The organism is Micromonospora sp. NPDC003241 (assembly GCF_053589795.1).
The window spans coordinates 26513-42473 of sequence record NZ_JBSFSO010000054.1; the positions used below are offsets into that span (position 1 = coordinate 26513).

Sequence of the window (15961 nt, forward strand, 5' to 3'; positions counted from 1 at the left end):
GATGCCGCGGTCAGAAGCCCCGGGCGAGGCGGTAGTACGCCTGGTTCCAGCGCAACTCGTCGGCGAACCGGCGAGACTCGGTGTTCGCGTCGATGACGACCAGCTCGGTGCGGCTCATCTCGGCGAGGTCGTGCAGCTCCTCCACGCCCACCGCGTGCGAGAGCACGGTGTGGTGCGGGGCGCCGGCGGTGATCCACGCCTCGGCCGACCCGGCCAGGTGCGGGCGGGGCCGCCAGACCGCCCGGGCCACCGGCAACCGCCGCAGCGGGTGCGGCGGGGGCACCACGTCCACCTCGTTGGCGACCAGGCGGAACCGCTCCCCCATGTCCGCCAGGCCGAGCACCACCGCCGGTCCCGGCTCGGCGTCGAAGACCAACCGGACCGGATCCTCGCGACCGCCGATGCTGAGCGGGTGGATCTCCACGTTCGGCTTGTCCGCAGCGATCGTCGGGCACACCTCCAGCATGTGCGCGCCGAGAATCAGCTCCTCGCCCGGCGTGAGGTCGTAGGTGTAGTCCTCCATGAACGAGGTGCCGCCCTGCGCGCCGGCCGACATCGCCTTGAGCGTGTGGACCAGCACCGAGGTCTTCCAGTCGCCCTCGCCGCCGAAGCCGTAGCCGTCGGCCATCAGCCGCTGCACCGCGATGCCGGGCAGTTGACGCAGTCCGCCGAGGTCCTCGAAGTTCGTGGTGAAGGCCCGGAACCCGCCCGCGTCCAGGAAGGTCCGCATCCCCAGTTCCAGCCGTGCGGCGTACCGCAGCGAGTCGTGCCGCTCACCGCCGGGACGCAGCTCGGCGGCGACCCGGAAGGTGTCGTCGTACTCCTTGACCAGGTCGTCGATCTGCGCGTCGGCGACCTCGTCGACCACCCGCACCAGGTCGTTGACCCCGTAGGTGTTCACCGAGACGCCGAAGCGCAACTCCGCCTCGACCTTGTCCCCCTCGGTCACCGCGACGTCGCGCATGTTGTCGCCGAACCGCGCCAGGCGCAGCGAACGCATCGCCGACCAGCCGATCGCCGCCCGGGTCCACGAGCCGACGCGGGTGACCACACGCGGGTCGCTGACGTGACCGGCGACGGTCTTGCGGGCCACCCCGAGCCGGGTCTGGATGAAGCCGAACTCCCGGTCGCCGTGGGCGGCCTGGTTCAGGTTCATGAAGTCCATGTCGATCTCGTCCCAGGGCAGCCGGACGTTGGCCTGGGTGTGCAGGTGCAGCAACGGTGTGCGCAGCGCGTCCAGACCCGAGATCCACATCTTCGCAGGCGAGAAGGTGTGCATCCACGCGATGACCCCGACCGCACCCTGCACCGCGGCGTCCCGACAGACCTCCAGGATGTCCGCGCTGGTGGTCAGCACCGGCTTCCAGACCACCCGGGCCGGGATGTGCGGCGAGTCGTCGAGCAGTGCGGCGATCTGACGGGACTGCTCGGCCACCTGCCGGAGGGTGTCCTCGCCGTACATCGCCTGGCTTCCGGTGAGGAACCAGACCTCGGGTTCAGGATGCGTTGCCATGGGAGTTGCCTTCCGCGAGAGGGGCGGTCACTTGTAGCGGATGCCGATGAGGCGCTGGAGCAGGATGAACGCGAAGAGCAGACCGCCAATAACGATCTTGGTCCACCAGGAGTTGAGGCTACCGTCGAAAGTGATCAGCGTCTGGATCACGCCGAGCACCAGCACACCGAGTACCGTGCCGAAGACGTACCCCGATCCGCCGGTGAGCACCGTGCCACCGATCACCACGGCAGCGATCACGTCGAGCTCCATCCCGATCCCGATCAACGGTGCCCCGGAGAGCGTGTAGAACGAGAGCAGGATCCCGCCGATCGCCGAACACAGGCCACTGATCGTGTAGACCGCGATCCGGGTCCGCCCCACCGGCAGCCCCATCAGCAACGCCGACTGCGGGTTGCCGCCGATGGCGTACACGTTGCGACCCAACCGGGTGTACGCCAGCACGTACGCGCCGATGAGCACCACCGCAAACGCGACCAGCACACTCACCGAGACGAAGTTGCCGCCCGGATTGCCGATCCGGTACTGCGCCATCGTGGTCCAGAAACCGTCGGTGATACGGATCGACGAGTCACTGATGAACGTACACATGCCCCGGGCGAAGAACATCCCGGCGAGTGTCACGATGAACGGCTGGATGTCGAAGAAGTGGATCGCACAGCCCATCAGGAACCCGAGCGCCGGCCCGATGAGCAACGCGATGACCAGCACCAACAACGCGGGCAGGCCGGACTGGAGCAGCCACGCCGAGACCATCGCCGTCATCGCGACCACCGACCCCACGGAGAGGTCGATGCCGCCGGTGAGGATCACGAAGGTCATCCCCACCGCGACGACGAGGAGGAAACCGTTGTCGATGAAGACGTTGAAGATGACCTGGACGTTGGAGAAAGCCCGGTACTGGGACACGCCGATGGCGTACATGACCAGCAGCAGGGCCAGCGTGGCCAGCACCGGCACGTGCCGCCGGGGCAGCCGTGCCCAGCTCGGCCCGGTGGTCAACGACGTACTGCTCATGCCGAAGCCTCCTCCTTCTGGCGCTGCGGCGTCGGGGCCGGCGGGGGTGGGGTGCCGCGCTTGCGGCGGTTGAACTTGGCGCGGAACGCCGGAGCCTGGATGAGGCAGACCGCGATCACGACGACCGCCTTGAACAGCAGGGCCGTCTGCGGCGAGATGTTCATGGCGTACACCGTGGTGGTGAGCGTCTGGATGATCAGCGCCCCGAGAATGGTGCCGCTGAGATAGAACCGCCCGCCGGCCAGCGCGGTGCCCCCGATGACGACCGCGAGGATGGCGTCCAGCTCCACCCAGAGGCCGGCGGCGTTGCCGTCGGCACTGGACACGTTGGCCGTCATCATGAAGCCGGCGACCGCCGCGCAGGCCGCGCTGACCACGTAGACCAGGAAGACGATCCGGCCCGACCGGATGCCGGCCAACCGGCTGGCCTCCCGGTTGCCGCCCACCGACTCGATGATCATGCCGAGCGCGGTACGGCGGGTGAAGGCCGCGACCAGCAGCGCCGCGCCCAACGCGATGAAGATCGCCAACGGCAGGGTGAGGAAGTGGCCCAGGCCGATCGCCCGGTACGGCCCGGAGTTGATCGTGATGATCTGGCCCTCGGTGATGAGCTGCGCCAGTCCGCGACCGGCCACCATCAGGATCAGCGTGGCGATGATCGGCTGGATACCGATCACCGAGACCAGTACGCCGTTCCAGGCACCGAGGACCAGCGCCACCCCGAGCGCCATCGCCAGCGCGGTCGCCACCGTGACGAAGCTGTTCTGGTCCGGCGCCTGACTGATGTGCAGGCAGGCGATGGCACCGCTGATGGCGCAGATCGACCCGACCGAGAGGTCGATGCCGCCGGTGGAGATGACCAGCGTCATGCCGAGCGCGACCAGGATCAGCGGCGCGCTCAACCGGAGGATGTCGATCGGGGTGCCGTACAGGTGGCCGTTGTTCATCTCGATCGACAGGAAGCCGGGGCGATAGATCGTGTTCGCCGCCAGCATCACCACCAGGACGGCGATCGGCCAGAACAGCCGGTGCCCGAGAAGGGGCTTGATCCGCTCGCTCATGACGACACTCCGCTCCGCTCCGTGCCGCCATGAGGCACCACCGCACTGAGCCCGACGATTCGCTCGCTCCGCTCGCTCATGACGACACCTCATCCCGCTGGGTACCGCTGGCGATGGTCTGCATGACCCGGTCGGCGTCCACCGTGTCGTCGTTGGTCAGGTGCGCGACCATCTCCCGGTCCCGCATGACCGCGATCTTGTGGCTGAGTCGCAGCACCTCCTCCAGCTCGGCGGAGATGAACAGCACCGCCATTCCGCCGTCGGAGAGCTGGACGACCAACTTCTGGATCTCCGCCTTGGCGCCGATGTCGATGCCACGGGTCGGCTCGTCCAGGATGAGCAGCCGGGGCTCGGTGATCAGCCACCGGGCCAGCAGCACCTTCTGCTGGTTACCGCCGGAGAGGTTGCGCACCGGCACCTCGGGGTTGGGCGGGCGGATGCTCAACGCCTTGATGTACTTGTCGACCAGTTCGTCCTGTCGGCGCCGCGGGATGGGCCGCAGCCAGCCACGGGCCGCCTGCATGGCCAGGATCATGTTCTCCCGGACCGACAGGTCGCCGATGATCCCCTCCGCGCGGCGGTTCTCCGAGCAGAACCCGATGCCGTGGTCGATGGCCTGCACCGGGTTACGCAGGCCGGTCGCGTCGCCGCTGACCGCCACCTGGCCCCGGTCGGCGCGGTCCGCGCCGAACAACAGCCGGGCCACCTCGGTACGGCCGGAGCCGAGCAGGCCGGCCAGGCCGACCACCTCGCCGGCGTGGATGGTCAGGCTGAACGGGGCCACCGCGCCCTTGCGCCCGAGGTCGGACACCTCGACGAAGGGCGTGCCGCCCTCCAGGACCGCCAGCTCCCGCCGGGGGTGCTCCTCGATGCGTTCGAGGACGTCGAGTTCCTTGCCGATCATCTTCTCCACCAGCGCGAGCTGCGGCAGCTCGGCGGTCGGGTACTCCCCCACCAGCGTGCCGTTGCGCAGCACGGTGATCCGGTCGGCGATGCCGTAGACCTGGTCGAGGAAGTGGGTGACGAAGAGGATGGCGATGCCCTCGTCGCGCAACTGCCGCATGATCCGGAAGAGCTGTGCCACCTCACCGGCGTCCAGGCTGGACGTGGGCTCGTCGAGGATGAGCACCCGGGCCTGCACGTCGATCGCCCGGGCGATCGCCACCATCTGCTGCACGGCCAGCGAGAAGCTCGCGACCGGCGCGGTGACGTCGATGTCGAGATCCAGGCGGGTCAGCAATTCCCGGGCCCGTCGCCGGACCTCGCCCCAGTGGACGGCGCCGAAGCGGCGCGGCTCCCGGCCGATGAAGATGTTCTCCGCCACCGAGAGGTTGGGGCAGAGGTTGACCTCCTGGTAGACGGTGCTGACGCCGGCCGAGGCGGCCTGCATCGGCCCGCTGAAGGCGACCTGCTCGTCGCCCAGGGTGATGGTGCCCTCGTCGATGCCGTAGACGCCGGTCAACACTTTGATCAGGGTCGACTTGCCGGCGCCGTTCTCGCCCATCAGGGCGTGCACCTCGCCGGGGAAGAGCCGGAAGTCGACGTTGTGGAGTGCGCGCACCCCGGGAAAGGACTTGCTGATCCCGGTCATCGTCAGGACCGGACGGCTATCCGTCATCCCATCAGATCCTCTTCTGGGTTCTCGCGGTACGGAAGGGCCACGGAGCCCCCGTGGCGTCCGCCCGGTCAGCCGTGGGGCCGACCGGGCGGACGTGGCACGGGGGTGTCGGGCCAGGCGCCCAGTCCGTGGGGAAATGGGCGACGCTGCGGGGTCGCCACCTCAGCGGCGACCCCGGGCGTCGATCAGTACTTGCGGTTGGGCAGGGCCTCCTTGGCCTGCTCCTGGGTGAAGGTGGTCTCCTCGGTCTCGATCCGCGGCGGCACCTCTTCACCCGCCTTGACCTTCTTGGCCAGGTCCATCAGCTGTGGGCCGAGCAGCGGGCTGCACTCCGCGATGAAGTTGAACTTGCCGTCGGCCAGGGCCTGCATGCCGTCCTTGACCGCGTCGATGGTGATGATGGTGATGTCCTGGCCGGGCACCTTGCCGGCCGCGGTGATCGCCTCGAGGGCGCCCAGACCCATGTCGTCGTTGTGCGCGAAGAGCACGTCGATCTTCGGGTGGGCCTTGAGGAACTGCTCCATGACCTGCTTGCCGCCGGCCCGGGTGAAGTCACCCGACTGGGAGGCGATGACCTTGAGCTTGGGGTCGGCGGCGATCGCCTCGGCGAAGCCCTTCTTGCGGTCGTTGGCCGGCGCCGAGCCGGTGGTGCCCTGGAGCTCGACGATGTTCACGTCGCCGGTCGCGGCCTTCTTCTCCTCGACCAGCCACTCACCGGAGAGACGACCCTCCTTGACGAAGTCCGAGCCGAGGAAGGTCTTGTACAGCGACTTGTCCGCCGAGTCCACCGCGCGGTCGGTCAGGATGACCGGGATGCCGGCGTCCTTGGCCTCCTTGAGCACCGTGTCCCAACCGGACTCCACCACCGGCGAGAAGGCGATCACGTCGACCTTCTGCTGGATGTAGTTGCGGATCGCCTTGATCTGGTTTTCCTGCTTCTGCTGGGCGTCGTCGAACTTCAGCTCGATGCCCGCCTCCGCCGCCGACTCCTTGATGGAGTTGGTGTTGGCGGTCCGCCAGCCGCTCTCCGCGCCGACCTGGGAGAAGCCCAGGACGAGCTTGCCGTCGTCGCCACCGGCGTCGCTACCGGTGTCGCTGTTACCGCAGGCCGCCACGCTGCCGGCGAGCAGCACGGCGGCGGCGACCGCGATGGCGCGACGACGCGCCATCGGCATTCGCATGTTCCTCATCGGATCTCCTCGAGTGGGTGCGGTTGTCCACGCCGCCCGCCGTGCTGCACGGGCGGCCTGAGTCGGTGGTGCGGATCCTGTGCGGGTGGTGCGAATCAGATCGCGGGTCACCGGGACCCGCGACCGGTCAGGAGTTCGCCGGAGGCGAGGGGCGTTGTCCGTAGACGTTCTGGTAGCGGTCGTAGAGCGCGTCGATGTCGGCCTGCGCCATCGGCACCGGTTGCCCGAGCGCGCGCGCCAGGTGCGCGGTCCGGGCGACGTCCTCGCACATCACCGCGGCCTTGACCGCGGAGCGGGCGTTGCGCCCGATGGTGAAGACGCCGTGATTCTGCATCAGCACTGCGGGCGATCGGTGCCCGGTGAGCGTGCTGACGATGCCCTTGCCGATGTCGTCGCCGCCGATCAGCGCGAACGGGCCCACCGGGATCTCCCCGCCGAACTCGTCGGCCTGCGCGGTCAGGTGGCAGGGGATCGACTCGCCGCGTGCCGCCCAGGCGGTGGCGTACGTGCTGTGGGTGTGCACGACGCCGCCCACCTCGGGCATGGCGCGGTAGACGTACGCGTGCGCCGCGGTGTCGCTGGACGGTGACAACTCTCCCTCGACCGGTACGCCGTCGAGGTCGCAGAGCACCATGTTCTCGGCCGAGAGGTCGTCGTAGTCGACGCCGCTGGGCTTGATGACCATGAGATCGTGGCCCGGCACGCGGGCGGAGACGTTGCCGGCCGTCCAGGCGACCAACCCGTAGCGGGTCAGCTCGCCGTGCAGCCGGGCGACGCTGGCGCGCAACTCGGTCACCAGGGCGGTCAGGTCGTCGCTCATGCCGGCACCTCCACGGTCTCCTGCGGCGTCCCGGTCGACTCGACCGCCGCGTTGCGGATCGCCCGCAGGCGCAGCATCACGTCGTTGGCACCACGGCCGAAGTGGTCGTGCAGCGCGCGGTACTCGGCGTAGAGGGCGTCGTAGGCGCGTACCCGCTCCGGGTCCGGCTGGTAGACGGCCTCGTGCACGCGGCCCATCGTCTGCGCCGCCTCCCGGACCGAGGCGTACGCCCCGGCGGCGACGGCGGCGTGGATCGCTGAGCCGAGCGCCGGGCCCTGGGCGGAACCGATGATGCCCAGCGGCCGGTTGGTGACGTCGGCGTAGATCTGCATGAGCAGCTTGTTCGAGGTGAGCCCACCGGCGATCACCAGGTCGTCGACGGGTACCCCCGCGCCGACGAACGCCTCCACGATCATCCTGGTGCCGTACGCGGTCGCTTCGAGCAGCGCGCGGTAGACGTCCTCCGGCCGGGTGGCCAGGGTCAGGCCGACGATCATCCCGCTCAGGTCGTGGTTGACCAGCAGCGACCGGTTGCCGTTCCACCAGTCCAGCGCGACCAGGCCGTGGGCGCCGACCGGCTGGGCGGCGGCCAGCTCGGTGAGCCGCTCGTGCGAGTCGAGCCCGGCCGGGGCGGCGTGGTTGACGAACCATCCGAAGATGTCGCCGACCCCGCTCTGCCCGGCCTCGTAGCCCCACGCGCCGTCGCTGATGCCACCATCGACGACACCGCACATGCCGGCCACCTCGGCCGGGGTGGTGCCGTTGACCACGTGGCAGGTCGAGGTGCCCATGATGGCCACCAGCCGGCCCGGCTCGATCGCCTGGGCGGAGGCCGCGGTCACGTGCGCGTCGACGTTGCCGACGGCGACCGCGACGCCCTCCGGCAGCCCGGTCCAGGCCGCGGCGGTGGCGGTGAGCCCGCCCGCCTTCGCGCCCAGCGGCATCAGCGGACCGTCCAGTTTGGCCACGAAGTCGCCGAAGTCGGGGTTGAGCGCGGTCAGGTAGTCCACCGACGGGTAGTTGCCGTCCTGGAGGATGCCCTTGTAGCCGGCGGTGCAGACGTTGCGGGTCTCGACGCCGCACAGTTGCCACACGATCCAGTCGGCGGCCTCGACGAAGCGCTCCGCCCGGCGGTAGACCTCCGGGTCCTCCTCCAGGATCTGCAGGCCCTTGGCGAACTGCCACTCGGCGGAGATCTTGCCGCCGTAACGGCCGATCCAGGGTTCCCCCCGCTCGTGGGCCAGCGCGTTGATCCGGTCGGCGTGCGGCTGCGCGGCGTGGTGCTTCCAGAGCTTGACCCAGGCGTGCGGGCGCTGACGCAGCTCCGGCACCTCGCACAGCGGGGTGCCGTCGGCGAGCGTCGGCAGCACCGTGCAGGCGGTGAAGTCGATGCCGATGCCGACGACGTCGGCCGGGTCGACCCCGGCAGCGGCCACCGCCGCCGGAACGGCGTGGCGCAGCACGTCGCGGTAGTCCTCGGGGTCCTGCAACGCCCAGTCGGGCGGCAGCGGGGTGCCGCCGTCCGGTAGGGCGGTGCTGATGACCGCTCTGCGGTATTCGTGCACCGCAGTCCCCAACTCGGCACCGTCGCGGACCCGGACCACCAGGGCCCGTCCCGACAGCGTGCCGTAGTCGACGCCGACGACGTACCGGTCGCCTGCTTCGTCCACTCCGCTCATCTTCACCTCCGGCCGATGACGGACCTCAGTGTTAACGCTCACATCCTGCGCCGTCAAGACACCTGCCGGCAACAGCTCCGTAACGGAGTACACCGAGGGATAGACCACCGTCAACAGGTTACCGAAGGGTGGCGCGCGGCGGTGCCCCCGTCCCAGGTCACGCCGCATCCGGTGGATCGGCGCACGGGCCCGCGTGCGAGCGGACGCGGACCACACCGACGCGCCCTGCGGGGTTGGGCCGTACCGGAGGGCGGGACGAGGGCGCGACCGGCCGCCGCACGCCGGCCCTTGACACACCCCGCCGGGCGCACCCGGCAGCCGCGTACGAGCTGCGCACATCCGTACGCCAGGACGGCACGTGGAGAGCGGCCCACTCCACCGCCCGACAGTCGGCGCAGGACCGTCCGGTCCCGGAAACCGACCCGTTCGGTGGACCCCGAAATGAGCGTTAACATCGCGGATTCATCAGACGATCAAGACGAGGCGGCGTCAGCGCTCCCCGGCCACGTGCACGCCGCCCGATCGCGAGACGCAACTCCCCATTGACGTGCGCGATCACCCCGACGGCGGTCGACGGCATGCACAGCGGACCTCCCGCAGCCACTCCGACCCCCACCCCAAGTGATTTACAGAACTGAATGTCAGCGATAACATTCGCGACATCGATGCTGAGCGTGGCCGGCTGAGGACTCCGTGCGGCCACGGCCGACGGCGACCAGGCCCGCTGCCGCCGGTCACCGGCGCACCCTCGCCCGGCCGGTGCCCTGCCACCACCGGTGCGCCCACGGGCGACGCACCACGCACCCGTACCGCCACCGCCGCACGGGCACGTCGTGGTCGGTCATCGACGAACGACACCTGTTGGCTCCCATGACCTTGAAGGAGGTCCGCATGCGCGCACGACCACGATGGTTGGCCGTCCTGAGCGTCCTGATGTTGACGCTCACGGCCGTCGTCGTCGACGGGCTCCACTCGCCGAAACCCGCCCAGGCACTCAACAACGGGGTGGCGCGTACGCCACCGATGGGCTGGAACACCTGGAACACCTTCGGGTGCAACATCAACGAGGCCCTGATCCATCAGATGGCCGACGCGATCGTCTCCACCGGGATGCGCGACCTCGGCTACAAGTACGTCGTCGTCGACGACTGCTGGTTCGACCCGAACCGCGACGCCCAGGGCAACCTGCGGGCCCACGCCGGCCGGTTCCCCAGCGGCATGAAGGCGCTCGGCGACTACCTGCACGCCCGGGGTCTGCTCTTCGGGATCTATCAGGTGCCTCGGGAGAAGACCTGCGCCCAGTACTTCGGCGCGTGGCCGGGCTCCACCGGCAGCCTGGGACACGAATACCAGGACGCCCGCCAGTTCGCCGCCTGGGGCGTGGACTTCCTCAAGTACGACTGGTGCTCCCCGTGGGGCACCATCAACGACCAGGTCGCGGGCTTCTCCCTGATGCGTGACGCGCTGGCCGCCACCGGCCGACCGATCGTCTACAGCATCAACCCGAACAGCATCCACGAGAAGACCGGCCCGCAGCGCAACTGGGGCGACATCGCCAACATGTGGCGGACCACCGAGGACATCACCAACTCGTGGAACACCGGGCAGACCAACGGCTACCCGATGGGCGTGCAGAACATCATCAACGTCACGGTGCCCCTCGCGCCGTACGCCGCACCGGGCGCCTTCAACGACCAGGACATGATGGTGGTCGGCAACGGGGGCATGAACGACACCGAGATGCGCAGCCACTTCGCGCTCTGGTCGATCATGGCGTCGCCGCTGATCGCCGGCAACGACATCCGCAGCGCCAGCGCGGCGACCCTGACCATCCTGCGCAACCAGCAGCTGATCGCCATCAACCAGGACCCGCTCGGCCTGCAGGCCGTGCAGGTGTCCAACGACGGCACCCGCCGGGTGCTGGCCAAACGGCTGGCCAACGGCGACGTCGCGGTGGCCCTGCTCAACCAGGGATCGTCCACCACCACCGTGTCCACCACGGCGGCGGCGATCGGCAAGTCCGGCAGCTCGTTCACGCTCCGCGACGCCTGGACCAACGGCACCTCGACCAGCACCGGCGCGATCTCCGCCAGCGTGCCGGCGCACGGCACGGCGGTCTTCCGGGTCAGCGGCGGCGGGGTGACCAACCCGCCGACCACCTTCCGGCTACGCAGCGAGTCCTCCGGCCGGTGCCTCGACGTCAACAACGGCGGCACCGCCAACGGCACCGCCACGCTGATCTGGGACTGCCACAGCAACAGCAACCAGAGCTTCACCCAGAACGGCCAGAGCCTCCAGGTGCTCGGCAAGTGCCTGGACATCTCCACCACCGCCACCGCCGGCAGCCCGGTGCAGATCTGGGACTGCAACGGGGGCACCAACCAGCAGTGGACCTTCAACGGCAACGGCACCGTCAGCAGCGTCCGGTTCCCGAACCTCTGCCTGGACGTGAACAACAACGGGACCGCGAACGGCACCACGGTCCTGGTCTGGAACTGCCACACCGCCGCCAACCAACGGTGGAGCCGGGCCTGACCCGGACCATCGGCGCGGACCCGTCGCCCGGCGCGACCGGGTGACGGGCCGGGCGGGTGCTCCGACACCCGCCCGGTCCGCCGCGCCCGGCGTCGACCCCCTCAGCGGGTACGTCCCGACAGGCGAGGCGCTGCGTCGGGTTGCCGCCACCCGGCGCTCAGCCGCAGCGGGCGGGCGGCTCACGGCGGGCCGTCGTCGGCGTGGTACACCGACCGGCGGTGGTGGTGTCGTGCGGCACCGGCGCGCACATGCCCAACGGGTCGTCGAGCAGCGGGGCGAACCCGAGTTCGGCGGCGCCGACCAGGGTCGCGTCGTCACCGAGCGCGGCGGTACGCAGGCGCACGCTCTCCCGGGCGACCGGCAGCACGTTGCGGGCTATCCGGCTGCGCACCTGGGCCGCCGCGCCCGGGTACACGTCGCACAGCATCCCGCCGAAGACGACCATGCCGGGGTTGAACAGGTTGATCAGGTTGGCCACGCCGATGCCGAGCCAGTCCCCGATCCGCCGGAACGCCTCGCGCGCGGCCGGGTCACCACGGTCGGCGTCGTCGGCGACCGACCGGATGGCCGACCGGCCGAACATCTCGGCGGGACGACCGGCGACGTCGAGCAGGGCCCGCTCGCCCACCTCCGCCTCCAGGCAGCCGGACGAGCCGCAGCCGCACGGCCGCCCGTCGTACGGGTTCACCACCATGTGCCCCAGCTCGCAGCCGTAGCCGCCGTGGCCACCGAGCAGCCGCCCGCCGACGATGATGCCGCCACCGACGCCGACGTCACCGTGCAGGTAGACGAGGTTGTCGAAGCCGACACCCGCACCGCGCCGCTGCTCGGCCTGGGCCCCGAGATGGGCCTCGTTGCCGACCGCGACCGGCAGGCCCAGCCCGAGGCGGCGGCCGAGTTCCGCGCCGAAGTCCTGGTCCACCCAGCCCAGGTCCGGTCCGAACCGGACCATCCCGTCACCGGGCCGGATCATCCCGCAGTACGAGGCGCCGATGCCCACGCATCGCGCCTGCGGCGGCGCGGCACGGTGCAGCTGGCGACCGAAGCGGGCCAGCACCGCCACCACGCGGTGCAGGTCCGGCCCGGCGCGCGGGCGAACCGCCTCGCGGCGGTCCAGGATCGCCCCGCCCAGGCCGACCCGAGCGGCCACCAGCCGGTCCACCGCCACGTCGAAGGCCAACACATAGAACCGGTCGGCCGAGGGCCGGACCATCAGCGAGGGGCGACCGGCGCGGCCGGTGTCGGTCGGCAGCTCCTCGTGGACCAGGCCCGCCCGGCTCAGCTCGGTGGTCAACGCCATGATGGTGCTGCGGTTGACGCCCATCCGCTCGGCCAGCCCGGCGCGCGACGTCGGGCCGTCGAGGTGCACGTGCCGCAGCAGCGTGCCGGCGTTGCGCCGACGGATCTCCTCCTGGACCAACCCGACCTCCGGCTTCAGCGACGGTGCGTACGGCCGACGGGAGGGAGTGTGTCCAAGCAGTGGGACGACGTCAAGCGCGGGTCGACCGTGGACCGGTCGACCCGCGCCGGAGCCCGGGGTCGACGTCCTCGGACGCGCCGAGGACGTCGACGCACGGCCTAACGGCTCGCGCCGGCACGCCGCTTGTTGTAGACGTCGAAGGCGACGGCGACGAGCAGCACCAGGCCCTTCACCACCGACTGCATCGACTGGTCCACGCCCATCAACTGCATGCCGTTGCTCATCACCGCCATGATCAGGCCACCGACCATCGCGCCGACGACCGTGCCGACGCCACCGGTGACGGCGGCGCCGCCGATGAAGGCCGCTGCGATCGCGTCGAGTTCGAACATGTTGCCGGCGGCGGGCTGTGCGCCGTTGGAGCGCGAGGAGAAGATGATGCCGGCCACGGCCGACAGGAAGCCCATGTTGACGAAGATCCAGAAGTTGACGGTCTTCACCTTGACGCCGGACAGCATCGCCGCGGGCAGGTTGCCGCCGATGGCGTACACCTGCCGGCCGAAGACCGTCCGCCGGGTGAGCATGCCGTAGACCAGCACCAGCGCGGCGAGGATGATCAGCACGATGGGCAGGCCCCGGGCGTGCGCGAGCTGCCAGGCGAAGTACATGACCACCGCGCCGACCAGCGCCATCCGCGCGACGAACAGCGCGAAGGACTCCACCGGCTGCTGGTAGCGGATGCGCGCCACCCGGGTCCGGAAGCAGCTCACCACGTAACCGGCCACCGCGATGGCGCCGATGAGCAGTGTGAAGGCGTCGTACCCGTCACCACCGATGAGTCCGTTGAGGAAGCCCGCGGCGATCCTGTTGTACTCGGCCGGGAACGGCGACAGCGAGATGTTGTCCAGCACCCGCAGGGTCAGACCACGGAACAGCAGCATGCCGGCCAGGGTCACGATGAAGGCGGGAATGCCGACGTACGCGACCCAGAAGCCGTGCCACGCGCCGACCGCCAGTCCGACCAGCAGCGCGGCCACCACGCCCATCCACCAGGGTTGACCCTGCCGGATCACCACCACGGCGGAGACCGCGCCGGTCAACGCGACCACCGAGCCGACCGACAGGTCGATGTGCCCGCCGATGATCACGATGACCATGCCGATCGCGAGCACCAGGATGTACGAATACTGCAGGACGATGTTGGTGATGTTGCCCGGGCTCAGCGAGAGTCCGTCGGTGAGGAACGCGAAGAGCGCGACGATGACGACGAGGGCGACGAAGATGCCGCTCTGCCGCAGGTTGTTCATGATGAGCGTACGAGGGTCGCTGCTGCCCACGTGCAGCGCGGCGGCGGGAGCACTCTCGTTCGACGGGCCCTTCGACACCGAGGAGGGCTTGGTGCTGGTCATCCGACGGTTTCCTTGTCCTTCGCCATGAGTTCCATGAGCTTCTCCTGGGTGGCCTCGCCGACCGGCACCATGCCGGTGATCCGCCCTGCCGACATCGTGTAGATGCGGTCGCACATGCCGAGCAGCTCGGGCAGCTCCGAGCTGATGATGATCACCGCTTTACCGGCGGCGACCAACTGGTTGACGATCGTGTAGATCTCGAACTTCGCGCCGACGTCGATGCCCCGCGTCGGCTCGTCCAGGATCAGCACGTCCGGGTCGGTGAAGAGCCACTTCGACAGCACGACCTTCTGCTGGTTGCCACCGGAGAGCTTGCCCACCACCGACATCACGCTCGGCGCCTTGATGTGCATGTCGCGCCGGCTGGCCTCGGCGACCTTGGTCTCCTCGTTGTCGTGCACCCAGCCGAGGTGGGCGAGCTTACGCAACCCCGCCGCCGAGACGTTGTGCCGGATGTCGTCGATGAGGTTCAGGCCGTACCGTTTGCGGTCCTCGGTGGCGTACGCGATGCCGTTGCGGATCGCCTCCGCGACGGACCGTGCCCGGACCTCGCGGCCGTGCATGACCAGTCGGCCGGAGATGTCCCGGCCGTACGACCGGCCGAAGACGCTCATCGCCAGTTCGGTCCGCCCGGCGCCCATCAGCCCGGCGATGCCGACCACCTCGCCGGCGCGCACGTTCAGGGCGGCGTTCTGGACGACCAGCCGGTCCTGCGTCGGGTGCCGCACCGACCAGTCCTCGATCCGCAGCACCTCCGCGCCCGGCGACGAGACCCGGTCGGGATAGAAGCTGTCCAGGTCGCGGCCGACCATGCCACGGATGATCCGCTCCTGGGTCACCTCGCCGGAGGCCATCTCCAGCCGTTCCACGGTCCGGCCGTCGCGCAGCACGGTGGTCGAGTCGGCGATGGCCGTGATCTCGTTGAGCTTGTGCGAGATCATGATGCAGGTGATGCCCTGGTCGCGCAGCCGTCGCATCAGGTCGAGCAGGTGCGCCGAGTCGATGTCGTTGAGCGCGGCGGTCGGCTCGTCCAGGATGAGCAGCCGGACCTTCTTCGAGATCGCCTTGGCGATCTCGACCAGCTGCTGCTTGCCGACGCCGAGCTGCACCACCGGGGTCACCGGGTTCTCCGGCAGCCCGACCGAGGCGAGCAACTCCGCGGCCTCGGCGTTGGTGCGGTTCCAGTCGATCAGGCCGCTACGGCCCCGACGCTCGTTGCCGAGGAAGATGTTCTCGGCGATCGACAGGTACGGCACCAGGGCGAGTTCCTGGTGGATGATGACGATGCCCCGGTCCTCGCTGTCCCGGATGCCGCGAAAGTTCGCCGGTGCGCCGTCGAAGAGGATCTCGCCGTCGTAGCTGCCGGACGGATAGACGCCCGACAGCACCTTCATCAGGGTGGACTTGCCGGCGCCGTTCTCGCCGCAGATGGCGTGGATCTCCCCCCGGCGTACGGCGAGGGAGACGTCCTGGAGCGCCGCCACCCCGGGGAACGTCTTGGTGATGTGACGCATCTCGAGGATGTGGTCGTCCATCTGCACCGTCCTGGCGATGTGTGTGGTGAGGGCTGTACTGGAAATCGGAGGGTCGATGCGGGTGGGGCTCGGCGGCGGAGTTGTGCACGGTCATCGGGAAGAGCGCCGGGTTGACGAGGTGGTCACCCCGGCGGATCGACTCGTCGAGGAACGCGTCGATGTCC

The 15961-nt window shown here is 69.6% G+C and carries 11 protein-coding genes; 1 reads left to right on the top strand and 10 read right to left on the bottom strand.

Annotated features, from left to right (window positions below; all coding sequences use genetic code 11):
• Positions 1-10 precede the first annotated feature (10 nt).
• The 7 genes from araA to araB all read right to left on the bottom strand — a co-directional run bounded on the left by araA (position 11) and on the right by araB (position 8898).
• The gene (gene araA / locus ACWDVW_RS28750; RefSeq protein ID WP_449955001.1) at positions 11-1513 is read right to left on the bottom strand and encodes an L-arabinose isomerase; all 1503 of its coding nucleotides are present in this window, start codon (positions 1511-1513) and stop codon (positions 11-13) included.
• Between the two features lie 27 nt (positions 1514-1540).
• Positions 1541-2530 carry a galactofuranose ABC transporter, permease protein YjfF gene (gene yjfF / locus ACWDVW_RS28755; RefSeq protein ID WP_396746813.1) on the bottom strand — a complete coding sequence of 330 codons (990 nt, stop codon included), beginning with the start codon at positions 2528-2530 and terminating at the stop codon, positions 1541-1543.
• Complete coding sequence (locus ACWDVW_RS28760; protein ID WP_396746816.1) at positions 2527-3591, bottom strand: ABC transporter permease; 1065 nt, start codon at positions 3589-3591, stop codon at positions 2527-2529. The genes yjfF and ACWDVW_RS28760 overlap by 4 nt, the downstream gene beginning before the upstream one ends.
• 76 nt (positions 3592-3667) lie before the next feature.
• Positions 3668-5209 (bottom strand): sugar ABC transporter ATP-binding protein, encoded by a 1542-nt coding sequence (locus tag ACWDVW_RS28765; RefSeq protein WP_396746819.1) that lies wholly within the window; start codon positions 5207-5209, stop codon positions 3668-3670.
• Between the two features lie 185 nt (positions 5210-5394).
• Positions 5395-6399 carry an ABC transporter substrate-binding protein gene (locus tag ACWDVW_RS28770; protein ID WP_350696870.1) on the bottom strand — a complete coding sequence of 335 codons (1005 nt, stop codon included), beginning with the start codon at positions 6397-6399 and terminating at the stop codon, positions 5395-5397.
• Between the two features lie 127 nt (positions 6400-6526).
• Positions 6527-7219, bottom strand: coding sequence for an L-ribulose-5-phosphate 4-epimerase (locus tag ACWDVW_RS28775; protein WP_350696871.1), 693 nt, complete (start codon positions 7217-7219; stop codon positions 6527-6529).
• Positions 7216-8898: a ribulokinase gene (gene araB, locus ACWDVW_RS28780; RefSeq protein ID WP_449955008.1), complete on the bottom strand. Its 1683-nt coding sequence runs from the start codon at positions 8896-8898 to the stop codon at positions 7216-7218. Before araB ends, ACWDVW_RS28775 begins: the two co-directional genes overlap by 4 nt.
• 891 nt (positions 8899-9789) lie before the next feature.
• Between araB and ACWDVW_RS28785 the strand changes: the two genes are divergently transcribed.
• The gene (locus tag ACWDVW_RS28785; protein ID WP_449955011.1) at positions 9790-11433 is read left to right on the top strand and encodes a glycoside hydrolase family 27 protein; all 1644 of its coding nucleotides are present in this window, start codon (positions 9790-9792) and stop codon (positions 11431-11433) included.
• 157 nt (positions 11434-11590) lie between these two features.
• Here ACWDVW_RS28785 and ACWDVW_RS28790 read toward each other — a convergent pair whose 3' ends face one another.
• The 3 genes from ACWDVW_RS28790 to mmsA all read right to left on the bottom strand — a co-directional run bounded on the left by ACWDVW_RS28790 (position 11591) and on the right by mmsA (position 15797).
• Positions 11591-12853, bottom strand: coding sequence for an ROK family protein (locus ACWDVW_RS28790; RefSeq protein WP_449955013.1), 1263 nt, complete (start codon positions 12851-12853; stop codon positions 11591-11593).
• Between the two features lie 158 nt (positions 12854-13011).
• Positions 13012-14262 carry a multiple monosaccharide ABC transporter permease gene (mmsB, locus tag ACWDVW_RS28795; RefSeq protein WP_449955016.1) on the bottom strand — a complete coding sequence of 417 codons (1251 nt, stop codon included), beginning with the start codon at positions 14260-14262 and terminating at the stop codon, positions 13012-13014.
• Positions 14259-15797: a multiple monosaccharide ABC transporter ATP-binding protein gene (gene mmsA, locus ACWDVW_RS28800; protein WP_449955019.1), complete on the bottom strand. Its 1539-nt coding sequence runs from the start codon at positions 15795-15797 to the stop codon at positions 14259-14261. Before mmsA ends, mmsB begins: the two co-directional genes overlap by 4 nt.
• Positions 15798-15961 lie beyond the last annotated feature (164 nt).